This window comes from Limisphaera sp. VF-2, assembly GCF_049537125.1.
Classification (GTDB): Bacteria; Verrucomicrobiota; Verrucomicrobiia; order Limisphaerales; family Limisphaeraceae; genus Limisphaera.
This window is the reverse complement of record NZ_JBMVQY010000003.1, coordinates 258,148-282,393: the sequence shown is the minus strand read 5'-3', so window position 1 is coordinate 282,393 and position 24,246 is coordinate 258,148. Positions and strand designations below refer to the sequence as shown.

At 66.4% G+C, this 24,246-nt stretch carries 14 protein-coding genes; 5 read left to right on the top strand and 9 right to left on the bottom strand.

What is annotated here, in order from left to right; genetic code table 11:
* Positions 1 to 6 precede the first annotated feature (6 nt).
* A complete protein-coding gene (gene secG, locus ACPDIT_RS11205; RefSeq protein WP_423443518.1) occupies positions 7 to 456 on the top strand; it encodes a preprotein translocase subunit SecG in 450 nt (149 codons plus the stop codon).
* A gap of 539 nt (positions 457 to 995) precedes the next feature.
* On the opposite strand, the gene ACPDIT_RS11200 is transcribed toward secG, so the two are convergent.
* The 3 genes from ACPDIT_RS11200 to ACPDIT_RS11190 form a co-directional block, all read right to left on the bottom strand.
* Positions 996 to 1,259: a hypothetical protein gene (locus tag ACPDIT_RS11200; protein ID WP_423443516.1), complete on the bottom strand. Its 264-nt coding sequence runs from the start codon at positions 1,257 to 1,259 to the stop codon at positions 996 to 998.
* A 113-nt stretch (positions 1,260 to 1,372) separates the two neighbouring features.
* The gene (locus ACPDIT_RS11195) at positions 1,373 to 4,405 is read right to left on the bottom strand and encodes a LamG-like jellyroll fold domain-containing protein (protein WP_423443515.1); all 3,033 of its coding nucleotides are present in this window, start codon (positions 4,403 to 4,405) and stop codon (positions 1,373 to 1,375) included.
* Between the two features lie 971 nt (positions 4,406 to 5,376).
* Complete coding sequence (locus ACPDIT_RS11190; RefSeq protein WP_423443513.1) at positions 5,377 to 5,997, bottom strand: riboflavin synthase; 621 nt, start codon at positions 5,995 to 5,997, stop codon at positions 5,377 to 5,379.
* Between the two features lie 260 nt (positions 5,998 to 6,257).
* Between ACPDIT_RS11190 and ACPDIT_RS11185 the strand changes: the two genes are divergently transcribed.
* From ACPDIT_RS11185 to ACPDIT_RS11175, 3 genes are all read left to right on the top strand, one after another.
* Positions 6,258 to 7,262, top strand: a complete 1,005-nt coding sequence (locus ACPDIT_RS11185) for an AAA family ATPase (protein WP_423443511.1) — start codon at positions 6,258 to 6,260, stop codon at positions 7,260 to 7,262.
* 51 nt (positions 7,263 to 7,313) lie between these two features.
* A complete protein-coding gene (locus tag ACPDIT_RS11180; RefSeq protein WP_423443509.1) occupies positions 7,314 to 8,660 on the top strand; it encodes a DUF58 domain-containing protein in 1,347 nt (448 codons plus the stop codon).
* Between the two features lie 166 nt (positions 8,661 to 8,826).
* Entirely contained in the window at positions 8,827 to 10,977 is a 2,151-nt protein-coding gene (locus ACPDIT_RS11175) for a DUF4129 domain-containing transglutaminase family protein (RefSeq protein WP_423443507.1), read from the top strand.
* Positions 10,978 to 11,473: 496 nt separating this feature from the next.
* Here the strand turns inward: ACPDIT_RS11175 and ACPDIT_RS11170 are convergent, their stop codons facing one another.
* The gene (locus ACPDIT_RS11170) at positions 11,474 to 13,801 is read right to left on the bottom strand and encodes an alpha-L-arabinofuranosidase C-terminal domain-containing protein (RefSeq protein ID WP_423443505.1); all 2,328 of its coding nucleotides are present in this window, start codon (positions 13,799 to 13,801) and stop codon (positions 11,474 to 11,476) included.
* A 531-nt stretch (positions 13,802 to 14,332) separates the two neighbouring features.
* Entirely contained in the window at positions 14,333 to 15,652 is a 1,320-nt protein-coding gene (locus tag ACPDIT_RS11165; RefSeq protein ID WP_423443503.1) for an endo-1,4-beta-xylanase, read from the bottom strand.
* A 217-nt stretch (positions 15,653 to 15,869) separates the two neighbouring features.
* On the opposite strand from ACPDIT_RS11165, the gene ACPDIT_RS11160 reads away from it, so the two are divergent.
* Positions 15,870 to 18,101 (top strand): PQQ-binding-like beta-propeller repeat protein, encoded by a 2,232-nt coding sequence (locus tag ACPDIT_RS11160; RefSeq protein ID WP_423443501.1) that lies wholly within the window; start codon positions 15,870 to 15,872, stop codon positions 18,099 to 18,101.
* 298 nt (positions 18,102 to 18,399) lie between these two features.
* On the opposite strand, the gene ACPDIT_RS11155 is transcribed toward ACPDIT_RS11160, so the two are convergent.
* The 4 genes from ACPDIT_RS11155 to ACPDIT_RS11140 form a co-directional block, all read right to left on the bottom strand.
* A complete protein-coding gene (locus tag ACPDIT_RS11155) occupies positions 18,400 to 19,038 on the bottom strand; it encodes a response regulator (protein WP_423443499.1) in 639 nt (212 codons plus the stop codon).
* Positions 19,039 to 19,107: 69 nt separating this feature from the next.
* Complete coding sequence (locus tag ACPDIT_RS11150) at positions 19,108 to 22,143, bottom strand: sensor histidine kinase (RefSeq protein ID WP_423443497.1); 3,036 nt, start codon at positions 22,141 to 22,143, stop codon at positions 19,108 to 19,110.
* Positions 22,144 to 22,501: 358 nt separating this feature from the next.
* Positions 22,502 to 22,804, bottom strand: coding sequence for a metal-sulfur cluster assembly factor (locus tag ACPDIT_RS11145; RefSeq protein ID WP_423443495.1), 303 nt, complete (start codon positions 22,802 to 22,804; stop codon positions 22,502 to 22,504).
* Positions 22,801 to 24,246, bottom strand: coding sequence for a cbb3-type cytochrome c oxidase subunit I (locus tag ACPDIT_RS11140; protein WP_423443493.1), 1,446 nt, complete (start codon positions 24,244 to 24,246; stop codon positions 22,801 to 22,803). The genes ACPDIT_RS11145 and ACPDIT_RS11140 overlap by 4 nt, the downstream gene beginning before the upstream one ends.

The following is a 24,246-nucleotide window of genomic DNA, read 5'->3' as shown; positions in this document are numbered from 1 at the left end:
ATTGTTATGGGCTTCTTGATTGGCTTGCTGACCTTCATTCTGGTGCTCGACTGCCTGTTCCTGATCCTGTTGGTGCTCATCCAGCTGCCCAAGAAAGAGGCGGGAGCCGGCGTGGCCTTTGGCGGTGCCGCCACGGATGCCTTGTTCGGCGCGGGCACCGGCACCGTGTTGACCCGCATCACCAAGTATGCCGCCGCCACGTTTTTCGGGCTGGCGATTGTGTTGGGCCTGTTGCAGAGCGCCCATCATCGTCGGACGACCCGCGAGTTCGAGCGGCAGCTCCAGACCCAATCGCAACAGGCTCTCCCGGGTACGCCCAGCCTGCCGCCCGCTGGAACGCCGGCCGGGGTTCCCAGCGCAACGGTCCCCGGCGGGTCTCCCGGAGCGCCCGTAACGTCCGGCGCCTCCACTGCCCCATCGCCGAGCACCACAGGGACCAACGTCACCCAACCCTGAGGCGCGCCCCGTCCGCCGAAGCAGGCGCCGGGCCGTGCAGCCAAGTGGATACGGTGCCATCTGGTCCGGGGATCCCGACCCAAAACCATCGAGTTTTCGACTCTGACCGGCGATTCGCTGTGCGGCCGAGGGGCCGGGTTTGTCCTTCTCGGGCCCAAGCGCGGCGGAGAACAGTTCCCCGATTCTCCCGAGTGCGGGGGCTTTCCGGGCGTCTGTCGATGTTCCAGTGTTGCCGGCTGCGTCAGTGGCCGGGGCAAACGTCCGAGTGCGGGTGACCGCTTGAGCCGTGGCACCCGTCGCACGGTTGGCCGCCTCCTGGCTGCTTAAACGATCCGCGCAGCACCAGCGCTCAAGAAGTGCGCTGCATGCGTTGTGCGGTCCGGCCTGTCGGCGTGAGCCACCGGCTAAGGAGGTAGAGCAGGATGGGAAGGCAACGACCGCACCCGATCCGCAAGCTCAGGTGGCGTTCCCGGAATCAGTCGGCGCACCCGTACCGCGAGGGTCTGCCGCAATCCATCCTCTCCCCACCCGCGGCCCGTTCAATTGGACTCGGGGGCAATCCGCTTCAACCCCACTTCGTGCGCGATGTCCTCGAACTCTTCGCGACTGACGGTGTCGAGGGTTTTGCCCTTCGCGGCCAGTTTCTCGTTGATCTTGATGACCTTCTCGGTCATCGCCTCGTGGGTTTCCTGCGAACCGCCCGCCAGCACAAAGTTGGGACCGGTCGTCAGGCGGCGGTGACCGTCGTCATCCAGGCCCACCCCTAACAGGAGTGCCTTGTGTGGCTTTTTCGGCTTCGCCATGCCTCAGCTTCGATCGAAATTGCGGTTTTCGCAATCCTCAAAAAGCGGGCCGGAGCTTCGGGCGGGCGCTCCGGCCCGCGTGGAGGGTCTCAAGGCGCCGCGTCGCTCCCACCCTATTGGCGCGTCCGGTAGAACCGGCTGCTCTCGGCGGGGGTGACCAGCCACGGCGAGGTGGGGTTGCCCGGCACGTCGGTCCACGGACCGGTCACTGCCGGCGCGTGTTGCAGAGTGCCGCGCGTCCAGCGGAGCTCGATTTGATTGCCAACCTTCTGGACCGACAGGATGGCCGGTTCGGCCGGGGCAAACTGATAGGGTTTGGGAACCGTCGCATTGTAGCCATCGCGGCTCAGGTAGAAGTCGTCGAAGATGGCGCTGAAGCTGGCGCTGTTGCCCAACACCACCAGCTTGTCCATCACCGGCAGCATGCCGCCGAGCACCGGATCCACGTAGTAGGGATCCCGATCGCTCATGTAATCCTGGAACAGAAGCGTTCGCTCCGAGGCACCTTCCTTCTGGATGTACACGCTGAAGGTGTCGAAGTAACCATCGGCCTCCACGGCGTTGGTGACGTTGATCCACACGTTGTACACCACGCCCGGCTCCAACGGTTGCTGGGCAAAATCGGGGGGCGGACTGGCGTTCCCGCCGATCCATCCGTTGCGGGCGCCAATGTACCAGGCATTGGTGAAGAACCCCATGACGTCATTGGTGAAGGCCGTCAGATAGACCGCGGGCCCGAGATTAAAGAAGGCGTCGCCGTAATTGCGCATGCTCTTGTCGGTCAGCGCCACCACATTGGTGATCCCGGTCGCATTGGGCTCACCGGCAATGACGCGGAAGAAGAGCGTCCGGGCCTGCCCCGGCTGAACCGAAAGGTTCCGCAGATTCAGGAAACCGACGCTGTTGCCACTCGGGGTCCGCAGGGCCATGTGACCGTTGGTGGCAATGACCTGGCCGGAGTTGCCGGTGGCATCGTTCCAGTAGCCCTGCGGTCCCAGCGGGCCGGGCGCATACTGATCGAACGTATCCAAAACGTCCCAGCCACTGGCGACGTTCTCAACCACGGCGACCGAGGTCGTGGCGGAGAGGCTGTCGTTGCCCCGGCGGACGGTCAGCACAAGGGTCATCGGTTCGGTCAAGGTCAGTGATCGAGTGCCCGAGCCGGCGGTCGTCTCGGCAGTGACGTCCCCCAAGGGCGCGATCTCGATTTGCGTGGCATCCTTGCTGACTTCCCAGCGCAGGGTGGTCGTGCCCCCGCGAACCACGGCGGGCAAATCGGTGCGGAACCGCGTAATGACCAGCGGCAACAGGCGGGTTGGTGGATTCGTGATGTAGGTTTGTTGCAGAATCTGAATCTCCTCCGGGGTCAGGGCCCGATTCCATACGGCCACCTCGTCGATCATGCCGGCGAAGAATGCAGACGCCGAAGCGCGGCGGATCATGCCGATGGAAGTGGCCATCGCGGTCAGGGGCCGCACCGGTGTGATCTCGACCGGATCCAACACGCCGTCCACGTACAGTTGGGCTCGCATGATCCCGGGGGCGACCTGCCGCTGGACGTAGGCGATGTGGTGCCAGTTCCCGTCGAAAGCCCAGGCCACCGAGTGCCGGTGATCGCCGACGGTGCCGCCTCCGTCGCTGCGGATGTAGATGTCCACCGTGCCATCCGCGCCGGCGTTGTGCGTGCCGATGTTGAAGAGCGGGTTGTTGTTGGTGAGCGAGCCCTCGGAGAACACACGCCGATCCGTCTGAGGAAGCCCACTCACCCAAAGGGACACCGTGAAATTGGGATGGTTGTAGATCGGCAGGTCGTCGCCCGGGTTGTGGATGCGTTCCAAGCCCGTCGATGTGCCGTTGAACAAGAAGGCGTTGCCCCAACGACCGCCCACCACGTTGGTGGCGACCATGTTCACGGCCGTCATGTCGTAGCCGCTGACCAGGTCGGGAGTCTTGGTGCCCAACAACGTATCGAGCGGCCAGTAGGCAATGAGGGAGTTGGTGATGTTCGGCGGGGGCAGAACCGCCAGTTCCAATCGGGCCACGGCACTGGTGGCGCTGCCGGCCGGGTTGGAGGCCACGACCTGGTAGTCACCGGCGTCCTCTGCAGTGAGGGCGGCGAACACCAGGGCCGGCTGGTTCTGTCCCTGCAACAGTTGACCGTTCTTGTACCACTGAAAGGTGATGGGATCGCTGCCTGTTGCTTGCGCGGTGAACGTCCAGGGCTCTCCCACGTAAAGGTTGGTTCCGAAGGGCGGGTTGACGCTCACGATAGGGGGCGCACCTGCCAGTAGATAATTGACGGCATTGAGAAAGAGGCGTTCTCCCTCGGGCAGCAGGTCATAGATGCCCGCACCATTCGCCGGCACTCCGCCGGCTTCGCGGCTGCCGGTCAGGAACACCAACCGTTTGGCTCCCAGAACCTCGGACCGGCCGTTCCCCGAGGTCAGACCCTGGGCAAATTCCGCGATGATCGTGCCATTGTTGGCAGGGTCGCCCGTGGTCCCGACCACGGCGATTTGGGCGCCCCCGGCAATGAGAGGGTTGTTGTTCACGGAAATGCCGTTCTGAAGGGCGGTGGCACCGGAGGTGGCGTTCGTGTGCGTCATTCGACGGGCATAGGGGTTCACCATGACACCGTTGGGATCCAACGCGATCCCCTGGAAGATCGGGTGGGAAGGAATCACGGCGCGCAAATAGACGTTGGAACTGGTGGTATCCACCATGGTCTCGCCCGTGGTCAGGCCCAGTCGCGACCCTCCGCCGGTGCCGCCGCGGATGATGTAACCGCCGAGGATCATCACCGGCTTGGTCAGACCGTTCCAAAAGGCCGTTTCGTTGGCCTGCTGGTAGTGGCCACTGGGAACGGAGCGGCTGATGATGATTAAATCGTTCGTCTCGAGGGCCGCGATGAAATCCGGATTCGCATCCGCACTGTCGATGGTAACCAAGCGGGTGACATTATGTCCGTTGGCCCGGAGCAACCGGGTGTAGCCGGCATCCGGGGCGTTGGTGAAACCTGCGTTCGCGGCACTGCCATCTGGTTGATCGTCAGCGGGGTGGAAACTCACGAAAGCAATGTTGGCCGCGGAGAGGGTCAGCGCAGGGCAGGCCACCAGCCAGGCAAGGTGCCGAATCGGGATTTTCATAGGTCGTCGGGATGTGTCTCGGGTTGTCGAACAAACCGGGTCCAACTACGCCCAAAGCCCCCAGATTGTCAAGGCGAAGGCGCGGGTCCGCGAAAGCGCAAGACCCTTCGCGGCAGCGGGACCCGTGCCCCGGCGCGGTAGAGGAGCGCGCGCGAGTTCCGAGCCCGGGTGGTCGCCACCGGGGATAATGAACGGGATATCTCGGCCGTGCTTTCCGGAGCCGGGGCTCTGCTCCGCTTCCGCGGCTTCGCCCCTGGCCGGCGCCTTCCCGAGCCCGGCCCAAGCCCTCGAAGGTGCCTTCCCAAGCCGATCCGGGGTCGTCTTGCAAGTCGAGACCGCTTGTCCGTCGAGGGGAGCCGACCCGAGAGCCCCGGGGCGATTCGTTCTTTCAAGGTGGCTCGAGAGGATGACTCGCGCATGGATGGGGCCCATGCGCTCGGAGCTCTTGCATCCACTGTTGACAGTTCGCGCACTCGGAAACCGCGGCCCGCAACGGCACAGGCGACGTGAGATGTGCAGCTCACCCTTGCCCCGTCCTTCGGAGGCGGGCCCGACCGGAGCGGGGACGCCTCCAACGGGAACGTTTCCGAAAGGCAGCCTCCGGCGATGGCGCTGCTGCGCAAAGCGAGACTTCGTCCATGGAATCGACCGCCGAGCGGCTGCGCATCACAGCCCGGCCCGGGTGCGGGAGCGAGCGGTCATCCTTCGAGGTCCAGTCGATTCCTCCTCGCTTCCACCGAGACAAAGCCGCGCGGAGGCGCTCGCAGGATCCGCTGGCCCGGCCCATGGTGGCCCGTGAAGGGTGGGCCGGTACTGGTGAATACGGGTCTCTTCCCTCGGGTCGGCTCCAGCTGAGTTGCTTCGTCGGGGTGAACGACCATGCGACAGGGCGTTGCGCCGGGATCATCACGTCGGTAGGTGGGAAAGCGCGTTCCGCGCGGCTCGGGTGCGGGACTTCCCGCCCGGCCGATTCAACGGCTCCGGCGGGGTTGTCGAGCTTCGAGGAATTTCTCCACGTACTTCCCGAGCAGGTCGGCTTCCAGATTGACGGCATCGCCCACGCGGCGCTGGCGCAGATTGGTCACTTCGTAAGTGTGCGGGATGATCCAGATCCGGAAACCGTCCCGTTCCACGCCTGCCACCGTCAAACTGATGCCGTCCACGGCGACCGAGCCTTTGAAGACGATGTAACGCATCACTTCCGGGGGCGCTGCGATGTCGAGGACGTGATCGTGGCCGGCCCGTTCCCACCGGGTGATGCGGCCAAGGCCGTCGATATGACCGGTGACAAAGTGTCCTCCGAACTCGCCGCCTGCACGGAGAGGCCGCTCCAGATTGACCAGCGTGCCGGGCCGGGCGAACTGAAGGTTGGTGCGTTGCCACGTTTCCTGCAACAGGTCGAATTGGATGAGCGTGCTGCGGCCGGTACGGCGCACGCGAACGGCAGTCAGGCAACACCCGTTCACGGCCAGGCTCCCTCCCACCTTGAGGCCCCGCCCGGTTTTCTGCGCCCGTATGGTAAGCTGAATTGCCTCGGGCGTGGGTTGAATCCTCACAACCTGCCCCGCCTCCTCCACAATGCCCGTAAACATGTGGGCATCGTGGAATGCACGAGTGTGCGGTGGCAAGCCCTGGAACGCGTCCCCGCGCGTCGCCTCGTGGGACCGGGCCCACGGTTGCGGATCTGGGTCGCTTCCCCGGGCTCTCGGGACGCTCCAGGTTTACCAGAGCAGGCGCCCGCTCCCGCCGGCCCGGGGACCCCAGCACGGCTGGGCCAGCGACTGCCCGCGCCACGCCGCGGAAAGCTTTTGATTCGCCGAGGGCGGGACGGGTGATTAGAGTGGCCGCGACCATGGCACTCGAAGCTTCCATTTCATCCGGATCCCGAGCGCGCGAGATCCCGCCGCTGACCCCGGGAGAGCTGGCCGCGGCCCGAGAGGTGGTGGAACGGATTTCGGCCAACATTGCCCGGGTGATGCAGGGACAAGCCGCAGCCACGCGGAAGCTCCTGGCCGCGTTTGCCAGTGGAGGGCACGTGTTGCTCGAGGATTTCCCGGGCACGGGCAAAACCACGCTGGCCAAAGCCCTGGCGCGATCCATCGACGCCACATTCAAACGGATTCAGTTCACGCCCGATCTTCTGCCGTCCGACATTCTGGGCGTGTCGGTCTTCAGCCAGTTGGATCAGCGATTCCATTTCCACGAAGGCCCCATCTTCACGCACATCCTGTTGGCGGACGAGATCAACCGCGCCTCACCCCGGACGCAGTCGGCCCTTCTGGAGGCCATGGGCGAGGGCCAGGTGAGTGTGGAGGGGGAGCGCCGGCATTTGCCGGACGTGTTTTTTGTGATTGCCACGCAGAATCCGGTGGAGTTTCGGGGCACCTATCCTCTGCCGGAGGCGCAAATGGACCGGTTTGCCATGCAGTTCACGCTGGGTTATGTCCAACCGGAGGAGGAGGTGGCCATTCTGACCGCGCAACAACACAATCACCCTTTGGACGAGTTGCGTCCCTGTGCCACGCTGGAGGAGGTGCGGGCGCTTCGGGCGGCAGTGGAACGGGTCCGGATCAGTGACGAATTGAAACGCTACATTGTGGAGCTGGTGCGGGCCACGCGCAGTGCGGAGGGCGTGCAGTTGGGAGCCAGTCCGCGGGCCTCCATTGCGCTGATGAAGGCGGCACAGGCGTTGGCCCTGTTCGACGGTCTGGATTTCGTCACCCCGGACCAGGTGCAGGAGCTGGCCGTGCCGGTGATGGCACACCGGCTGGTGATGCATCCGCAGGCCCGGTTTTCGGGCCGGACCGCGGTCGCCGTGGTGCAAGAGGTCCTGCAACGAGTGCCGGTGCCGGCCTGAGACAGGCCCGCTTTGCGAGCCGGCCGGGTGCCTTGGAACGTTCGGAGACCCATGGGGTGGAGAACACGCAGGCTACAGGGCGGGCAAAGCGGCCCGCACCGGTTCCGTCGCTGGTTGCGATTGCGGTTTACGCCGACCGGTCTGGCGTTGCTGGTGGCCATGCTTTTGAGCGGCACGCTGGGGTTCGATCCGGACAACTCTGTCGCCTACCAGGCCTTTACCCTGTTGTTCGGCGTTTTGCTGGCCTCGGCGACCGCGGCGGGTTGGATGCGGGGTCGGTTCGAAGTGGAACGCGTGTTGCCCCGTTTCGTCACCGCCGGCGTGCCTTTCCGCTACCGTGTGCGTGTGAGGAACCGCACCCGCCGTACCCAGCAGGGGCTGACCGTGCTGGAAGAGCTGGTGGGGCCGGTTCCCGGCGCGCAAGAACGAGGCGGCAGACTGCGGCAGTGGTGGGGCCGGTTGCGCCGGACACTCCGGACGAAGCGGCCCCTCCGCACGCCGGCGCTCATGCCCCTGCTTTGTCAGGCGCCGTTGCCGGTGCTGGCGCCGAACCAGATCGGAGAGGCCACACTGGAGGCGGTGGTTTGGCGACGAGGGTTACTGGAGCTGCGCGAAGTCCTGGTGGCCCGCACGGACCCGTTCGGGCTGGTGCGGGTGTTCCGTCGGGTGCCGGCGCCGCAAAAACTGGTGGTGTTACCCCGGCGTTATTTCGTGCCCCCGCTGGCGTTGCCCGGTCTGCCCCGGTACCAACTGGGCGGGGTGGCCCTGGCGAGTCAGGTGGGGCAAAGCGACGAATTCATCAGCTTGCGCGATTACCGCCGGGGCGATCCCATTCGCCACATCCACTGGCGCAGCTGGGCCAAGGTGGGGCGGCCCATTGTGCGGGAATTCGAGGACGAGTTTTTCGTGCGGCATGCGCTGGTGCTGGACACGTTCATGCCGTGGGAGCATCACGAAGCGTTCGAGGCCGCGGTTTCGGTCGCCGCTTCTCTGGCCTGTTCACTGCCGCTGCAGGAATCGCTCCTGGACCTGTTGTTCGTGGGCCCGGACGCCTATTGCGTCACGGCCGGTCGCGGCGTGGGGCATGTGGATCAGATCCTCGAAATCCTGGCGGCGGTACGCCCATGTCATCACCGCCCCTTCCATGCCCTGGAGCAGGTGGTCCTGGAGCATGCGCCCCTGGTCAGTGGATGCCTGTGCATTTTGCTGGGATGGGATGGCGTCCGCCGGAGATTCATCGAGCGGCTCGTTCAGCGGGACATCCCGACGCGGGTGTTCGTGGTGCCGTTGGAGCCGCCGGCAGGACCGTTGGATCCGGGGCCCCTGCGAGCACACCCGGAATGGTTGTGCGTGCTGGATCCGCGGCAATTGGAAGTTCAGCTGGCCCGGTTGACGTGAGACCGGGTTCGGCCCGAGATTGGGCTGTGCGAACCGGGGAATGGGCATCGGAGCCCCGCAGCGTCGCGGGGCATTGAGCGACAGCCCGGGGACGGAGGCACCGTCCAAACGGGCGTTGGAGGCTGGAATCGACCGGGAAAACGCCGAGTGACCGTTTGAGCGCCTGGTGAATCGACTCTACAAACCACCGCCGTTCCTGTTGGGGGCAGCCCTGCTGTTCTGGGGCTGGCAGGTGGGCTTTCTGTGGGTGGCGGTGGGACTGGCGATCATTCTGGAGGCGGCTCGATGGATCCCGCTGCGCTGGGAGTTGTCGGACGAGGATTTTCGGCGCATCTGGGCGCTGTGTTCGGTCCTGTTGTTGGGCGCACTGGCGTATGCGTTCACGTCGCATGAAGGACCGGCCACTTTCGGAGAACTGCTGGAGGCCCCCACCTTGACGCAGCAACGGCGGGCCAGCCAGGTGACCACGGAGACGGCCACGTCCGTGTTCCGCTGGTTGCCGTTGCTGATGTTTCCGCTGGCCGCGGCCCAGGCGTACAGCACGCGAGCGCTGTTGTCGCTGGGCACCCTCTCCCTGCTGGTGCGCCGGCGGCGGCAACGGTTGCAGCGAGCCGGTCTGCCGGTGCCGCCGGATGTGCAGTTTCATCCGGGCTACGTGTACTTCGCCGGTTGCCTGGCAGGGGCCTGCATGCGGCCGGCCGGCGACTTCACCTTTTACTGGGGCATGGCCGCGTTGCTGGCCTGGGCATTGTGGCCGATACGGTCGCAGCGTTATCCGGGCTGGGTCTGGGGATTGGCCCTGCTGGGCGCGCTGGGGTTCGGATTCGTTGGTCAGTACGGCGTGTGGCGACTGCAACAATACGCAGGCAGCTCGACCCGGTTGGGGTCGTGGCTGGCGAGCTTTCGCCGTCCGGGTCTCGGTTCCGATCCCACCGCGGCCAGGGTTTCCTGGCAGGGGTTGGGACCGCGGAAGCTTTCCCCGCGGATTGTCGTGCGCCTGCAGGTTTTGAACGGGCCGCCCCCGCAGTATCTCCGGGAGGCCAGCTACCGACTGTTGCGCGGCGATGAGTGGTTGGCCGGAACCTCGTCCGAGGACTTCGTGCCCGTGCCGGAGACCCCGCCCGACAGCGGTTACTGGCCCCTGGTGCAAAACCCCACCGGTCAGGCCACCGTGCGCATTGCCGTGCGACTGCGCTGGCGCAAAGACGAGGCGCGGGCCGGTCTTCTGCCGTTGCCGCCGCGCACCGATCAACTGCGACGGCTTCCGGCGTTCAGTGTGGAACGAAACAGCGCAGGTGCCGTGATGGTCACCGGTCCGGGGTTGTTGGTTTTCGAAGCCGGACATCACACGGGCACCGGTTGGGAAGCGCCGCCGGACCGGGAGCAGGACCTCGCGGTGCCTGCTCGGGAGCGACCCGCATTGGAAAGGGTGGTGCAGGAGCTGGGATTGAACGGCCGATCCTGGGCCGAGGTTCGTCCCGTGCTGGAAAGATTCTTTGCTGAAAAGTTCACCTACCAACTGTGGCAACCGATGACTTCCTGGATGCGGCGGTCGAGCGATCCCTTGGCGCGATTCCTTCTGGAGACGCGCGCGGGACATTGCGAGTACTTTGCCACGGCCACGGTGCTGCTGTTGCGACATCTGGGCATCCCGGCGCGGTACGCGGTGGGCTACGCGGTCCACGAAGGCTCCGGGAGCCGCTATGTGGTGCGGGAACGCGACGCGCATGCATGGTGCCAGGTTTGGAACGAGGCGACCCAGCAGTGGGAAGACTTCGACACCACGCCCTCGAACTGGGTCGTGTGGGAGCGCTCCCGGGAAAGCGACTGGCTGTGGCTGCAGGATGCCTGGAGTTGGATCCGACATCAGTGGGCCCTGGTTTGGTGGGGCTACACGCCGCTGCGTCGCATCCTCCTCTGGAGCCTGGTGCCCGCCCTGATGGTCCTGCTGTATCAGATCTTGTTTCGGCGCGGCCGGTTGCGGAGCAGGAATCCTGCGCAGAGCGGGAGCCGTTCCGATTGGCCGGGCAGGGATTCGGAGTTCTACGAGCTGGAGCGGTGGCTGGTGACCCGCGGCTGGGCGCGCCCGCCGGCCGAACCCTGTGGCGCCTGGCTCAGGCGCATCGCCAGTCAGGCTGCCTGGGCCGGGTGGGGCCCCGCCCTGCAGGAAATCCTCCGACTCCACTATCGCTATCGGTTCGATCCCCGGGGCTTGTCGGAGGCGGAGCGCGAGCGCTTGCGGACGCTGGTGCGTGAGTGTCTCCAGGGCATGAAATCGCGACGACGCTCCGTCGCTCTGCCGGCCCGGCAGGGCTAAGTGGCGTCACCGACCCGGCCGCTCTGCGCCGGCGCGTGGTCCCGCACCCTCCGGGGTCCGGACTCTTGGAAAGGACCCTGCGACGGACGCCGCGGGCACGATTCCACCCCCCAAGTCGATTCTTCGGCCATGGGCCCGTGAAACGCCGGGCAACCCGGGTTGGCGGTGTCTCAACCGGAAGACCGGGGCCTTCCCACGAACTCCTTCGGCACAACCCGTGACGGAGTCCGGGGTTGGCAGCCGATCGTCAGTTTGGCCCCGGCCCCCGCAAAGCACCCCCTCCAGCCCGCACCTCGGCCTCTGTTCTACGGGGAACCAAGGGCGGCCGCCGACACCCGAGAACAACCGGGCGTTGCGACAACGAGCCAAATCTGCTCGGGGCGGGCGCCTCCGGACTCGGCGCAGTGACGCAGGCACCTTGGAGCTCCCACGGGGCGTCGCCAGCGAGAGGCCGGAGAGAGCACCGCCCCAATGATCGCGGTCGCGATCCCCGGGCTCACTCCGCATCCAACACCAGGAGCGTCACGCTGCAGGGAGGCACGGTCACGCGATCCAACGCTCCGTCCCAGGGCACCTGCTCGACACGGACGCGGGGCGGTTCATCCGGGTCGTTGTAGGCCTGGGGATCCGTGCCGGCGATCTGCCAGCGGGTTCCGGTTCCTTTGAGTCTGGCGCCCTGGATTTGCAAGGGAATCGTGCGGGCTTCGAGCGTGGGATTCACGATGCCGAGCGTGAGTTTCCTGCGGTCCAGCGTCCAGGCGGCCTGTGCGTCGAGCAGTCCTTCCGTCTGGGTTTTGACCGGCAACTCGCCGAAGTGATGTCGATAGAGGGCCAGCACCAGGCCCGTGGTTTCGAAGGCTGCGTTGCGGCGGCTGGTCTTGATGGCGCCGATGACGTTGACGGTCTGTGCGTAGAACGCCGAATGGATCAAGTCGCTCTGGCGCGCGTACTCGTGCAGGCCGGCGGCGATCCCGAGCGCGTCCTTCAGGAAGTAGCGCGTGCCCAGCTCGCCAAACACATGGGGTCCGTACCAGTAGTTCCACTCGGTCATGGCGATGCGGATGTCCTTGCCTTTGAGGTTCGGCAGTTCTGCCCGCATGCGCCGGTGGAATTCCGCCTTGCTGCGGATGTTGTCCGGAATCTGCCGCACGTGCGCCGCCAGCCCGGGCCGTTCCTGGCAATAGAAGTGTTCCGCAATGGCCTCCATGTGATCCGAACACCGTTCCAACAAGCCCCGACTCCACGGCCCCGCGTTCCCCGAGGCGATGCAGAAGATGGTCGGATCCACTTCACGCATCTTGTCCACCACCCAGTTCTGCTTGAGGACGTAGTGGTCCAGCGACATGTAGCCCAGTTGCCACGGGCCCCACATCTCGTTTCCGACGCACCAGTAACGGATGCCGAACGGCCGCGGCGATCCGTTCCGGGCCCGCTTGGCCCCCCAGTACGTGTTCGCGGCCCCGTTGCAGTACTCGACCAGGGCCGCGGCCGAATGGGCGTCGCCGAAGCCGGTGTTGACGGTCACCAAGGGCTCAGCCCCCACCAGCCGACAGAACGTGATGAATTCATGGAGGCCAAAGTCATTGTGCTCCACCCCGGTCCAGGCCGGATTGGTGCGGGGCGGCCGGCGATCGCGATCGCCAATGCCGTCGCGCCAGTCATAGCCGCTGACGAAGTTTCCGCCGGGCCAGCGATAGATGGGCGCCGCCAGTTGTCGCAACAGGGCCAGCGTGTCGGCTCGCATTCCCTGGACGTTGTCCGCCGGCATCAACGAGATGGTTCCCACGTAGAGGTCACCCTGCTCGGCCCGGAGCTCCAGGGATGCCCGATCGGTCGTCCCGCCGGCCCGGAAGCGGAAGGGGAACCGCTTGTACTGGCGACCGATGCCCTTGATTTCGACGGAGGCAGCCTCGTCGGAACTGGCCCCCCAGCGCAACGTAACCCGGGCACGGGCCGAGCGGCTTTCCGGCGCCTTCAGCCACACGTAGCCCACGTACTCCCTGCCCGCGGTGACACCCAGGTCGTGCTGTCGAATCCCGACCCCTTCCTGCAACCGCGGCGTATGACGTCCAACAAACGGCGCGTTGGTCGTCATGACCACCCCGTCGGGCCGCCCCACAATCTCCCAGGGCGAAGCGCCCACGACCGGGTAGCGCGTGTTCCGCAACGAGGTGTAGGGCGCGTAGTTGGAGGTGATCGGGTAGTAAAACTTGCGGTCTTCGAGCATCTCCGCCCAGATGCCTCCGTAAATGCACCGACCCAGGTGCTCGATAAACTGGCCGTACACCAGCGGCGACAAGGGTGCGCCCACCTCCGCGGCATTCACCTGGATGCGCGGCGCCGGAGGCTCGCGCTGGGCGATCTTCTCCAGGGCCACGTCATCGAACCACGCACGCCCCCGGGCCTGACCCCAGCCGCCAAACAGGCAGTTGACCTGGACCGAGGTCTGGTCGTCGGTGTCGAATTCGGTCTCCACCAGCGTCCAGTCCGTGGTCCCCGTCACGGCGCGGGTGGCCACCCCGGCCATGCCGTGGATGTTGAGCAGGGCACCGCGCCCGCCCTGGCGCGGTTCCACATTCTCGGTCTTGATCCAACCCGAGAGCCGATACCGGGCAAACGGATCCACCGCCACCGTGGCCGTCCACGCCACGTCGGCTCCGTTCTCTGAAGCGATTTCCACGCTGCGGTTGCCCGTCCGCCCCACTTGCGCATGACGAAAAGTGGCCTGACCGGCCCACGTTTCGGCACGCCACCCGCGGGGACGGTTCCCCTGCGCGTCTTCAAAGGAGGGATTGGGCAGAACGTTTTGCCCCCACGCGGACAAGGAAAGCGTTGCTGCCAATCCAAGGACCGCGCCCGCAAGCCGGCGCCCGGAACACAGCCCAACGACGCGAGTGACGGGATGGAATCGATGCCAACCTCCGCCCCGAGCCATTGTTGCGGCAGCAGAGCCGGCCTTGGCGCAGGGCCCGGCCGTTTGCCCGGGTACCCTGGCGACAAGGCAAGAAGACTTCCATTGAATCACATGGGCGTCAGACGTGGTCCGTGAATGCATGGTCCTGATTCTTCTGGTCCTTGGGTTCCTGCGCGGCGCTTGTCACCGGAGGGCGGGACAGCGACCCGACCACGGTGCAACCGACCGGGCGTCCCAAGGATGGCTCCGGCTCGATTCGCGCACAACGCCGTTTTGCGTCTTTTTCTCGCCAATTTGCGACCCCCGGCCCGTGGCGATCGGCCTTCGAAAAGCCCCGGCGCGAGAGCCACCCGAAATCTCCGGGTGGCACCCACGTGAGGGCCGCGCAGGACCGCGCGCGAACCGCGAGTTTCGATCCCTGGGTACGGGGGCCGGACCTTCTCAAACGGTCAGCACGGTTCGGTCCGGCGCAGCGCTGCGCCAGTCCACCTCCCGCACCACGGGGGCCGAACCCTCCCTCTCGATTGTGACCCGGTAGATCCCGTGGAAAGCCTCCCAACGGCACAGCCCGGATTCGTCCGTGCGCTGTTCGCCGCGGGTCCACCAACGCCGGCGGATCAGCTCCTGGAGCCGCTCATAGGCGGGTTTGGGGGACATGTCCCGGCGCAGCAGCCCCGCCGGTGCTCGTTGCCAGGCACCGCGATCGGACAAATCCCACCAGGTCAGCGCCTGAGTGGCCGGGTGTGCAAACACCATCGTGTAAAACCTCACCACGTAATCGGCCTGCTGGAGTTCGCCTTCGGCGGTGGTAGTGCCCCAGTTCTCGCCCGGCCCGAGCCGCGGCCCGCTGAGCACCGTCGTCTCCGTGAAGTGCAGGGGCCGGCCCAGTTTGGCGTAGCGGTCGCAAACCTCCCAGACGCGACGCAGCGGCCAAACGCCCCCGTGCATGTGGCTTTGCAAGCCCACGGCATCAAACAGCGGGCGGCCGTCGGCGTCGCGCAGCGCGTCCAGGAGATCGTAATAACGGGGGTCGAGGCGGTAATCATTCACCAGGAGCGTCGCAGCCGGATGAGCTTCCCGGGCAACTTCCAAGGGTCGACGAGTGTACGGCACCGGGCCGAGGGCCAGCCCCCAGCGGGCCATGCGAGTTTGATTGACGCGGTCCGGCAGGTGCGTCGCCTCATTGACCACGTCCCACATCTCGATCCGGCCGCGAAACCGGCTGACGATCTCCCGCACGCGCGCTTCACACAAGCGGGCCAGTTCCACGTCGTCCTCGGGCAACCAGCGCGGCGAGCCGGCCGGATGATCCCACACCAAAGGGTGCCCTTTGCACACAATGCCCTGCGCCCGCGTCCACTCCAGCACGCGCTCCGTGTCGGCATACCGCGGTTCCCCCCGGCGCGGCTCGTAAAAAGCCCAGTAGAATCCGAGCGTGGCAAAGTTGAACAATTCGGCAAACCGCCGGCGATAGGCGTCTTCGAGGTCGGAATCCGCACCGCGGCCGAACTGGAACAAATTGCAGCCAAAGAGGAATTCATGCCGCACCTGCTCCACGCGGACCCGAACGCCGGCGAGGGGACGGCCCGACGCATCCTGCAAGGCGAGGGTCCGGCCGCGCCGTCGATGTCGTCGGATCCGTTCCTCGGCTTCCTCCAGCAGGCGTGCCTCGGGGGAGTCCGGGGAGTTTGGCCCAGCGAAGAGGCGGGGTGCCGAGGCCGCGGCCACCATCGTGGTTTTCAGAAAGGTCCTCCGTGTCATCGCGGCATTGAGCCGGCGCGGAGGGCCCGCGGTCAAGTGCATCCGAACCTGTCCCCGATGCCACACCTCGCCAGCCGCGACTCCACGGGCCCGCCGCAGGAGGTCCGCGTCCGCTTCCCACCTTTCTCCAACGGGCACGGCCTCGACAACGGCACGAGGTTCGGCTACCGATTCGACGCGTTCCTTGACCGCACCGACGGTACAATCGCCCCGTTATATGACAACAGCAGCCCATCTGGCCCGCCCCCACCCGGCCCGCGCCGGCAGGGGGCGTCCCGTCGGTGTCGTGGCACTGCACGGCGTGGCCCTGCTGCTGGTGGGCCTCAGCGTGAACCCGTCTTCGGCACCGGCTGCGGCCGGTCGGAATTGGGACACCTACCTGGGCGATCCGGAGGGCACGCAATACTCGGAGCTGCGGCAAATCAACCGGCGAAATGTTCACCGGCTCCAGGTGGCTTGGATCTACCGCAGCGGGGACGCCCGAGCGGACGATCTTTCGCAGATCCAGTGCAACCCGCTGATTGTGGACGGGGTACTGTACGGTACTTCGCCCCGGTTGAAGTTGTTTGCGCTGGATGCGGCCACCGGGCGTGAATTGTGGCGGTTCGATCCCGTGGCCGCCGGGTTGTTGGAAAGCGGCGCGGGCATCAACCGCGGCGTGGTGTATTGGCGGGAGGGCTCACACGCCCGTGTCTTGTACGTGGTCGGTCCGTACCTGGTCGCTGTGGACGCCCACACGGGCCGACTCATCTCGGCATTCGGCCGGAACGGCCGGGTGGACATCCGGGAGGATCTCGGACGGGACGTACGGGGCATGTACGTGGTGGGCACCAGCCCGCCCGCGGTGTTCGAGGATCTGTTGATTCTGCCCATGCGCGTGGGGGAGGGGCCGGAGCCGGCGGCGCCGGGACACATCCGCGCCTACGACATTCGGACGGGCCGGCTGGTCTGGCGATTTCACACCATTCCCCATCCAGGAGAACCCGGCTACGAGACCTGGCCGCCGGAAGCCCGGCGCTATGCCGGCGGGGCGAACTGTTGGGCGGGCATGGCGGTGGATCGCCAGCGGGGCATCGTTTATGTGCCGACCGGCTCGGCCACGTACGATTTTTGGGGCGGCGACCGGCTCGGCCAAAACCTTTATGCCAACTGTCTGCTGGCGTTGGACGCCCGCACCGGCCGTCGGCTCTGGCATTTCCAGTTCGTCCACCACGACCTGTGGGATCGTGACCTGCCGGCCCCGCCGGATTTGGTGACCCTCACGCGCAACGGCCGTCGAGTGGACGCAGTGGCCCAGGTCACCAAATCGGGACACGTGTTTGTGTTCGATCGGCAGACCGGCGAACCCTTGTTCCCCGTCGAGGAACGGCCCGTGCCCCCCAGCGACCTGCCCGGGGAATCGGCCTGGCCCACCCAACCGGTGCCCCTTCGACCCGCGCCGTTTGCCCGACAACTCTTCACTTATGCCGAAATCACCGACCGCACACCGGCGGCGCATCGAGCGGTTCTGGACCGGTTTGCGCGGCTGCGCCCCCACACACCGTTTCAGCCGCCCAGCCGCGAGGGCACCATCATCTTTCCCGGCTTTGACGGCGGAGCCGAGTGGGGTGGCGCAGCCGTGGATCCCGAAGGCGTGCTGTACGTCAACGCCAATGAAATGCCGTGGGTCCTGACCATGGTCGAAGCCCCCGTGGCGCTGCCCGGCGCAGAGTTGACCGACGGGCGGAGTCTGTACCTGCAAATCTGCGCCGCCTGTCACGGTTTGGACCGACAGGGCCAAACGGCCCACGGCCAAAATGTCCCCTCCCTGGTGGGAGTGGGACAAAAACTGAATCGGGACGCCATCTTGCGACTGCTGGAAACCGGTCGGGGCGGCATGCCCGCTTTCGGCTTCCTCAGCGCCGATCAGAAGGCCGCTCTGACGGATTACCTGCTGGACCCGCAGGGCACATCGCCAAAAACCGAAGGCGCCGGTGCCCATCGACCCGCCACCGTGGCGCATGCCCTGGGTCGTGTTCCCTTCGTGTCCACCGGTTACCACCGCTGGCTCGACCCTGACGGCTACCCGGCGGTCAAGCCGCCCTGGGGTACGCTGAATGCCATTGACCTGAACACCGGCGAGTACCGGTGGCGGGTTGTGCTGGGCGAACTGCCCGAACTGACCGCCCGCGGGTTGCCGCCCACGGGTACCGAAAACTACGGCGGCCCGCTGGTCACCGCCGGCGATTTGGTCTTCATCGCCGCCACCAAGGACGAGTGTTTTCGGGCCTTTGACCGGAGGGACGGCCGTCTGCTGTGGCAGTTCAAACTGCCCGCGGGCGGCTACGCGACGCCGGCCACCTACGAGGTCAATGGCCGACAATTCGTGGTCATCGCCTGCGGCGGCGGCAAAATGGGCACCCGGTCCGGCGATGCGTACGTCGCGTTCGCGCTTCCTCCTTCCCACTGACCGGCCGTTGAAAAGAACCCACAATTGCGGCATTCGCCGACGCCAGTCCCCGGGCGTGCAAGCTGTTTTTTGAGGACCAACGCTGGTCGACGGGCTTGCTCGGAGGCTGTGGAAAAAAACCGGGGAGCAAGACCCGACCCCGTCGGGAATGGAATCACCGGAGCGGAGCTCTGGAGCCCCTCTTTGGAAAGCGCCGGCGCGAAGACGCCAGCTATCTGTCCGTCGCCGGCCCCGGCTTCCGTCGCGTCCTTCCGACCGCCGCGCCGCCCCGCGCAACGCAGCACCGGCCGCAGGTGCTTCAACTCTTTCGCTCGGCGCCCAGATACTTCACGACCGCCTCGGTCCGCGACTGTACGTGCAGCTTTTCGTAGATCGTGTGCAGATGTGTGCGCACGGTGCTCAGGCTGATGCCCAGCAAATCGGCAATCTCCTTGTACAGGTAACCCCGTGCCAGCAGTGCAAGGATCTCCTGCTCCCGCCGGGTCAGCTGTTCCATCTCCGAGCGGGGCTGGCTGATCTGTTGGAAGTACGCGACCACCTTTCGGGCGATGCGCATGGACATGGGCGCCCCGCCGGCATGCACCTGTTCGATCGCCTGCACCAACTCCGCCGCCGGCTGGTTCTTCAGCAGGTACCCACTGGCCCCGGCCCGGAGCGATTCGAAGATCAACTCGCTGTCCTCGTAGATCGTCAGCATCAGGACCTGGGTGGCCGGCCGACGCACTTTCATCCGCACCACGCACTCGATCCCGCTCATGCCCGGCAGGTGAATGTCCATCAACACGACGTCCGGCGCTTCCGCCTCGAAGTGCCGCAGCGCCTCCTCGCCGGTGGCATGCACCCCCACGCAAGTCAGTTGCGGCGCCCGCGAGACCAGCTCGCGCAGGCTGTCCCGCATCCCGGCATTGTCTTCCACGATGGTGACCCGGATTGGCATGCTCCCAAATGTCGCGCCCTTCACCCTGACCGAGGGGCCGTCCATCTGCAACCCGACAAACGTCGGAGGTCAAACCCCGTTGCGCTGCCAGGGCACGAACAACCGCACGCGCGTCCCCGACCCCGGGTGACTCTCGATCACACACTTGCCTCCCACGTCCGCCATCCGCTGGCGCATGTTGCGCAATCCGTCGGCGCCGGGAACCCTGGCGGCCGCGTCAAAACCGGTCCCGTTGTCCTCGATCTCCATGCGCAGCCCCCCGTCCTCCACCCGCGCCCGCAACCACACCTCCGTGGCCCCGGCATGCTTCACGATGTTGTGCAGCGCCTCTTTCACCACCAAAAAACAGTTGTGACGCACATCGGAGGGCATCGGCTGATCCGGCGTGGGCTCCGGCAGGTCCAGCCGACACCGAATCCCGGCCAGTCGAAGGTAATCCAGCGCAAACTGCCCCGCGTAATCGATCATCTGCGCCAGCGTGTCGTTGCGCGGGTTCACCGCCCAGACGATTTCGTCCAGCGACTTGACGGCCTGCCGCGCCGTGGCGGCGATCTTCTCCCAGGGCCCCGGAGCTGCCGAGCAGGCCCCGGTACCCTGCTGGGCCAGATCGCACAGCAGCGCAATCTGCGTGAGACAGGCCCCCACATCGTCGTGGATGTCCTTGGCAATCCGGGCCCGCTCTCGTTGCAGGGCCGCCTGCTGCTCCAGAAGCCGCAGTCGGTGTCGCAACCGGCGAAAGGACACCCAACGCACCACCGCAACCACCCCCAGCGTGAAGGCCGCGCCCGCACTCAACCGGAACCACCACGTCTGCCAGAGGAACGGCTGCACCGCAAAACTCACACCGGCGCCGGCCTCGTTCCACACACCGGCGGCCGTTCCGGCCATGACGCGAAACCGGTACCGGCCCGGCGGCAATCGAGGATAACTGGCCACGCGGCGTGCCCCGGCCTCCACCCATGCCTCGTCGAAACCATCCAGCCGGTAGCGAAAGTGCACGTTCTCCGGCGCCGCATAGGTCAAGGCGGTGAATTCGAATTCCACCTTGCGATGGCCCGGCGGCAGGCGACCTTCCCACCGACCGTCCCGGAGGTCCGGAGGAACCGGCCCCGGATGATTCCAGAGCGGAAACCGACTGTCGTACAGGGCCACGGTCTGGTCGTCCACCGCCACCCGTTCGACCACCACCGGCGGCGGGCCCGCCTCGGAGGCCAATGCTCCCGGATGAATCACGGCCAGCCCCAGCCGCGTGGGAATGACCAGCCGGCCGTCGCCACGGCGGACCGCCCCCGGGGCGCTGTCATAGGTGGCCGGCAGCGCCGGCAGGCCCTCGCCTCGACCGTACGAAATCGAGTGCACATACCCCGTGCCATGTGCCGCCGCGTTGAGATCTGCCAGCGTGGCTTGAAAGACGCCGCGGTTGCCTCCAAACCAAAGCCGTCCCTCCCCGTCGGCCACAATCTGGGAAATGTAATCCTCGCCCAGTCCCTGGGCCGAAGTCAGCCGCATCCAGCGCCCGGACCACCATCGGCCCAGCCCGTAGCCCGCGTATCCCACCCACACCGCCCCGTCCGGCGTGGCATGCAAGGCGCGAATGGACGGCGTTCGCCCGTCCACCAGCACGGTCTCGTTGCGCAACGTATCCCCCGTCACGCGCAGCAACAACCCATCCGCGGTGCCCACCCACACGTCCCCGGCGGCATCCACCGTCATGGCCCGGATCGATCGCGTGCCCGCCGGCAACTCGAAGGTCAGGCATTTCCCCTCTTTCCAGCGCTGGATCACCGGTCGCGTGGCCGCCGCAATCCAAACCTCCTCGGGTCCCACCACGCAGAGGGAGCGAATGGACAGATCCGCCAGGCCCTCGCGGCGACCCAGGAGCCGGATCCAGGACCCGTTCCAGCGGTACAACCCCCGTTCGCGAGTGCCCACCCAGACTCCCCCGGAGGGATCGGCTGCCACACACACCGCCGCCCCACCGGGCCAGTCCGCCCGCGCCGTCCAATCCTCCCAACCCGTCGAGCCCTCGCGGGCCAGTTGCCCGTTCATCGTCGTGATCCACAGCCGACCGTTCGTGTCTTCGCACACCGTGCGCACCGATTCAAACGGCAGTCCCTGTGCGGTGCTCCACAGCTCGATGCGGCGCGGCCGCAGCCGGTTCAATCCGCCTCCCCCGGTGCCCGCCCACAGGTTGCCCTCCCGATCCTCCGCCAGACACAGAATCTCGCGATGACTCGTCGGGACCCACCCAAACCGACCGCCTTCAAACCGTCCCAACCCGTGCGCCGCCGTCCCCACCCACACGCCGCCCGTCTGATCTTCCCACAACAGGCGCGGCTGCACCGGACGGGACGAGTCCGGCCAGCGCAGCACTTCACGCACCGTGTTCGTTCCGTCGGACCACAACAGGCGCGTGGCCGTGGCCAGCCACAACCCCCCGGCACGCGCCGCTGCCAGACACGCAATCGGTTCGTCCCCCTCGTGCCTCACTTCAAACCGGCCGTCGCGCACCAAGCCCCACTGCCGGCCCCTCGCAAACCACAGCCGCCCCTCCCGGTCGCTGCTCAAACCGACCCGACCGCCCGGCGTCCCCGCAGCCGTGGGATATCTCCGGATCTGCGGCCCGCGGATCCGCGCCAACTCTCCGTTGGCATAGAGGATCCAGACCGTCCCGTCCGATTCTTCCGCGAAACCTTCGATGCGCAGATCCGGCAGACCTTCCTGTGCGCCGTACACCCGGACCGTCCCGCCCTCGACGCACACCACCGGTCCGCGATCCATGCCCAGCCACAAGCGGCCACCCCGGTCCAGATAAAGCGCGCGCACCACCCGATTGGGAACGCCACTCAAATGCGTGAGCGAGAACTCTTGGAACCGCACCCCGTCGAATCGCGCCAGACCGCCGTGCGTCGCGACCCACAAGTACCCGTCGGCACTCTGGCCCAGCCCGTACACCGTGTTGTCCGGCAAACCTTCGTCGGTCTGCCAGACCCGCGCCGCCCAATCCGGTCCGTGCGACTCCGGCGGGACGAGCTCCCGGCCTGCGTCGGCCCGCAAGGTGGCCACCCAGAGCAACAGGGCGCCCATGGTTCCGGCTGCGCGCACGATTTCATCCTACCCCGTGCCCCACCGGGGGCAAGCCGGGCTGCGGTTCCGCCTCGTCCCCCACTCACCTGCCCCGTGGTCGGCATCGCATGGCGGGTTCGAACGCGAAACCGACGGCCGCCGGGGTGCTTCGGCGCCGATCGTGCCACGTTGCCGACCCCACCTTCACTGCACGAGCAAAGAAGACACTGGAAAGCGCCACTCCGGAAAGGCCAAACCATCGGTTCGCGCCTCTCTCCCGCGGGTGCCGAACCCTGCGGAACCCGGCCGCCGAGCAGTGGCGCCGCCCTGACCCTCCGCCCTTCGCGCCGGACGGAAACTTCCTCTTGCGAGACCGCAGAAAGCCGGCCCCCGGGGTCTATCCCATCTGACGCAGCCGCTCGTAGGCCTCCCGCCGCATCAAACCCGGATGCCACGGCGGGTCCAGCACCACCTCCACGGAAACGTCCGCCACCCCCGGAACGTCCCGCAACGCCTGTTGCACTCCCGCCACCAGCATCTCCTGCAACGGACACCCCGGACTCGTCACCGTCATCTGGACATGCACGCGACCGTCCCGGACTTCGAGCCCGTACACCAGGCCCAGGTCCACGATGTTGCAGTCCAGCTCGGGATCCACCACCCGCCGCAGAGCCTCCCAGATCTGGCCCTCCTCGATCATGACGGCATCGAAGACAACGACGTGCCGGCCGGAACCGCCGCCGGCACCGGCCGCCGGAGATGCCCCAGCATTCGTCCGGCGTTGATCAGGTGACAGGCCACCGCGGCAGCCAGCAACACCGCACCGTATCGCACGGAAGCCGCATGCCCCAAAAGCGTCGCCGCACTCAGCCCCAGCAGCGCCAGCCCGTGCAATCCAAAGCCAGCCCGCAGCAGGCCGCTCGCATAGAGCTCGTGAAGGGCCGGAACGGGTTGACGCCCGATCCAGGGGCCATAACGGCGATACCACACCAGAAACGGCAGAATCTTGTAGAGCATCCCCAGAAGACAGAACGAAAGCGCCCCCAGCAGACCCCAAAGACCGTAAAGATTCTCCAACTGTCCCACCCGCGGCGTCAGTGCCAGGCCGGGCCACGAGAGATACAACGCCAGCCCGCATGCCCCTCCCAACCACGCGAGGCCGGTGAGGAAATAGCGCAGGGGAAGGTCCAGCACAGGGCGGCGTCGCCGGCGCAACAACCGGATCAATTCCCATCCGTACAAGGCGACCCCCGCCACGCCGAGCACGGTGAAGAACAGCTTCGCATCGCTGCGGTGCAGAATCGTGAAGAAACTGCCGGGAACCGCAAGGTTCAGCAGCACGAGCGATCCCCATGCGCGACCGGCATGCGGGGTCGGACTCAGCGCAAACATCGGCACCAGTTTGTAGGAAACACCGATCAACAGCACCACATACGCGCCCACCACCCCGAGGTGCGCGTGCGCGTGCATCAGCCCGATCTGGTCGAACCGTTTCAAGTACGTGGCCGTCGCTTCCAACGCGTGCACCAGCGCACCCAGGGGCGAAGCGGGACTGAGCCGCGCCGCCGATTCATAGGTGCATTTGGCCGCGGCGATTCCCAGCCCCACCGTGAGGGTCGCCGCCAGCCAGAACAACGCGCTGGCCACCGTGAAGGTGATCCATGACCGCCGCGGCGCCCGGGCCAGCGTACGCACCAGGTTGTAGATGCCCAGGCCCGCCCCCAACGCCAGCACCGACCCGAAATGCCCCACCTGTTTCAGGTTCCACTCCCAGAACATCCACACCATGCCGGCAAATCCGATCAGGTGGCAGAGGAAATGCCAGCGGGCCAGGCGCTCGCTGTAGAGTCGCGTTTCCAGGACAACCGGCACCAGCTGATACAAAGCGCCGAACACCACCGAACCCACCCAACCCAGCACCACCAGATGCGTGGCAGCAATGACGTACTGGTTGTAATGGTAGGTGGCCAGAATCTCGGGCCGCATCCACAACAGCACCGGCAGCGCGGCCAGGGCCAGCAAACCCGTCCCCAAGAACCGTAGCGGCAGGCCCACGGCAGGCGCGCCCTGGAGCGCCGGGACCGTGGCGGTGCCTTCCTGAGCCGCGGTGGCCGTCTGCGGTGCTGGGGAAGCCGCATGCAT

Bases quoted from the DNA above. Each gene is read 5' to 3' on its own strand.
- ACPDIT_RS11190 (WP_423443513.1), bottom strand. From the start codon at position 5,997: ATGTTTACGGGCATTGTGGAGGAGGCGGGGCAGGTTGTGAGGATTCAA.
- secG (WP_423443518.1), top strand. From the start codon at position 7: ATGGGCTTCTTGATTGGCTTGCTGACCTTCATTCTGGTGCTCGACTGC.
- ACPDIT_RS11140 (WP_423443493.1), bottom strand. From the start codon at position 24,246: ATGCATGCGGCTTCCCCAGCACCGCAGACGGCCACCGCGGCTCAGGAA.
- ACPDIT_RS11145 (WP_423443495.1), bottom strand. From the start codon at position 22,804: ATGATCGAGGAGGGCCAGATCTGGGAGGCTCTGCGGCGGGTGGTGGAT.
- ACPDIT_RS11200 (WP_423443516.1), bottom strand. From the start codon at position 1,259: ATGGCGAAGCCGAAAAAGCCACACAAGGCACTCCTGTTAGGGGTGGGC.
- ACPDIT_RS11185 (WP_423443511.1), top strand. From the start codon at position 6,258: ATGGCACTCGAAGCTTCCATTTCATCCGGATCCCGAGCGCGCGAGATC.
- ACPDIT_RS11160 (WP_423443501.1), top strand. From the start codon at position 15,870: ATGACAACAGCAGCCCATCTGGCCCGCCCCCACCCGGCCCGCGCCGGC.
- ACPDIT_RS11180 (WP_423443509.1), top strand. From the start codon at position 7,314: ATGGGGTGGAGAACACGCAGGCTACAGGGCGGGCAAAGCGGCCCGCAC.
- ACPDIT_RS11195 (WP_423443515.1), bottom strand. From the start codon at position 4,405: ATGAAAATCCCGATTCGGCACCTTGCCTGGCTGGTGGCCTGCCCTGCG.
- ACPDIT_RS11155 (WP_423443499.1), bottom strand. From the start codon at position 19,038: ATGCCAATCCGGGTCACCATCGTGGAAGACAATGCCGGGATGCGGGAC.
- ACPDIT_RS11165 (WP_423443503.1), bottom strand. From the start codon at position 15,652: ATGACACGGAGGACCTTTCTGAAAACCACGATGGTGGCCGCGGCCTCG.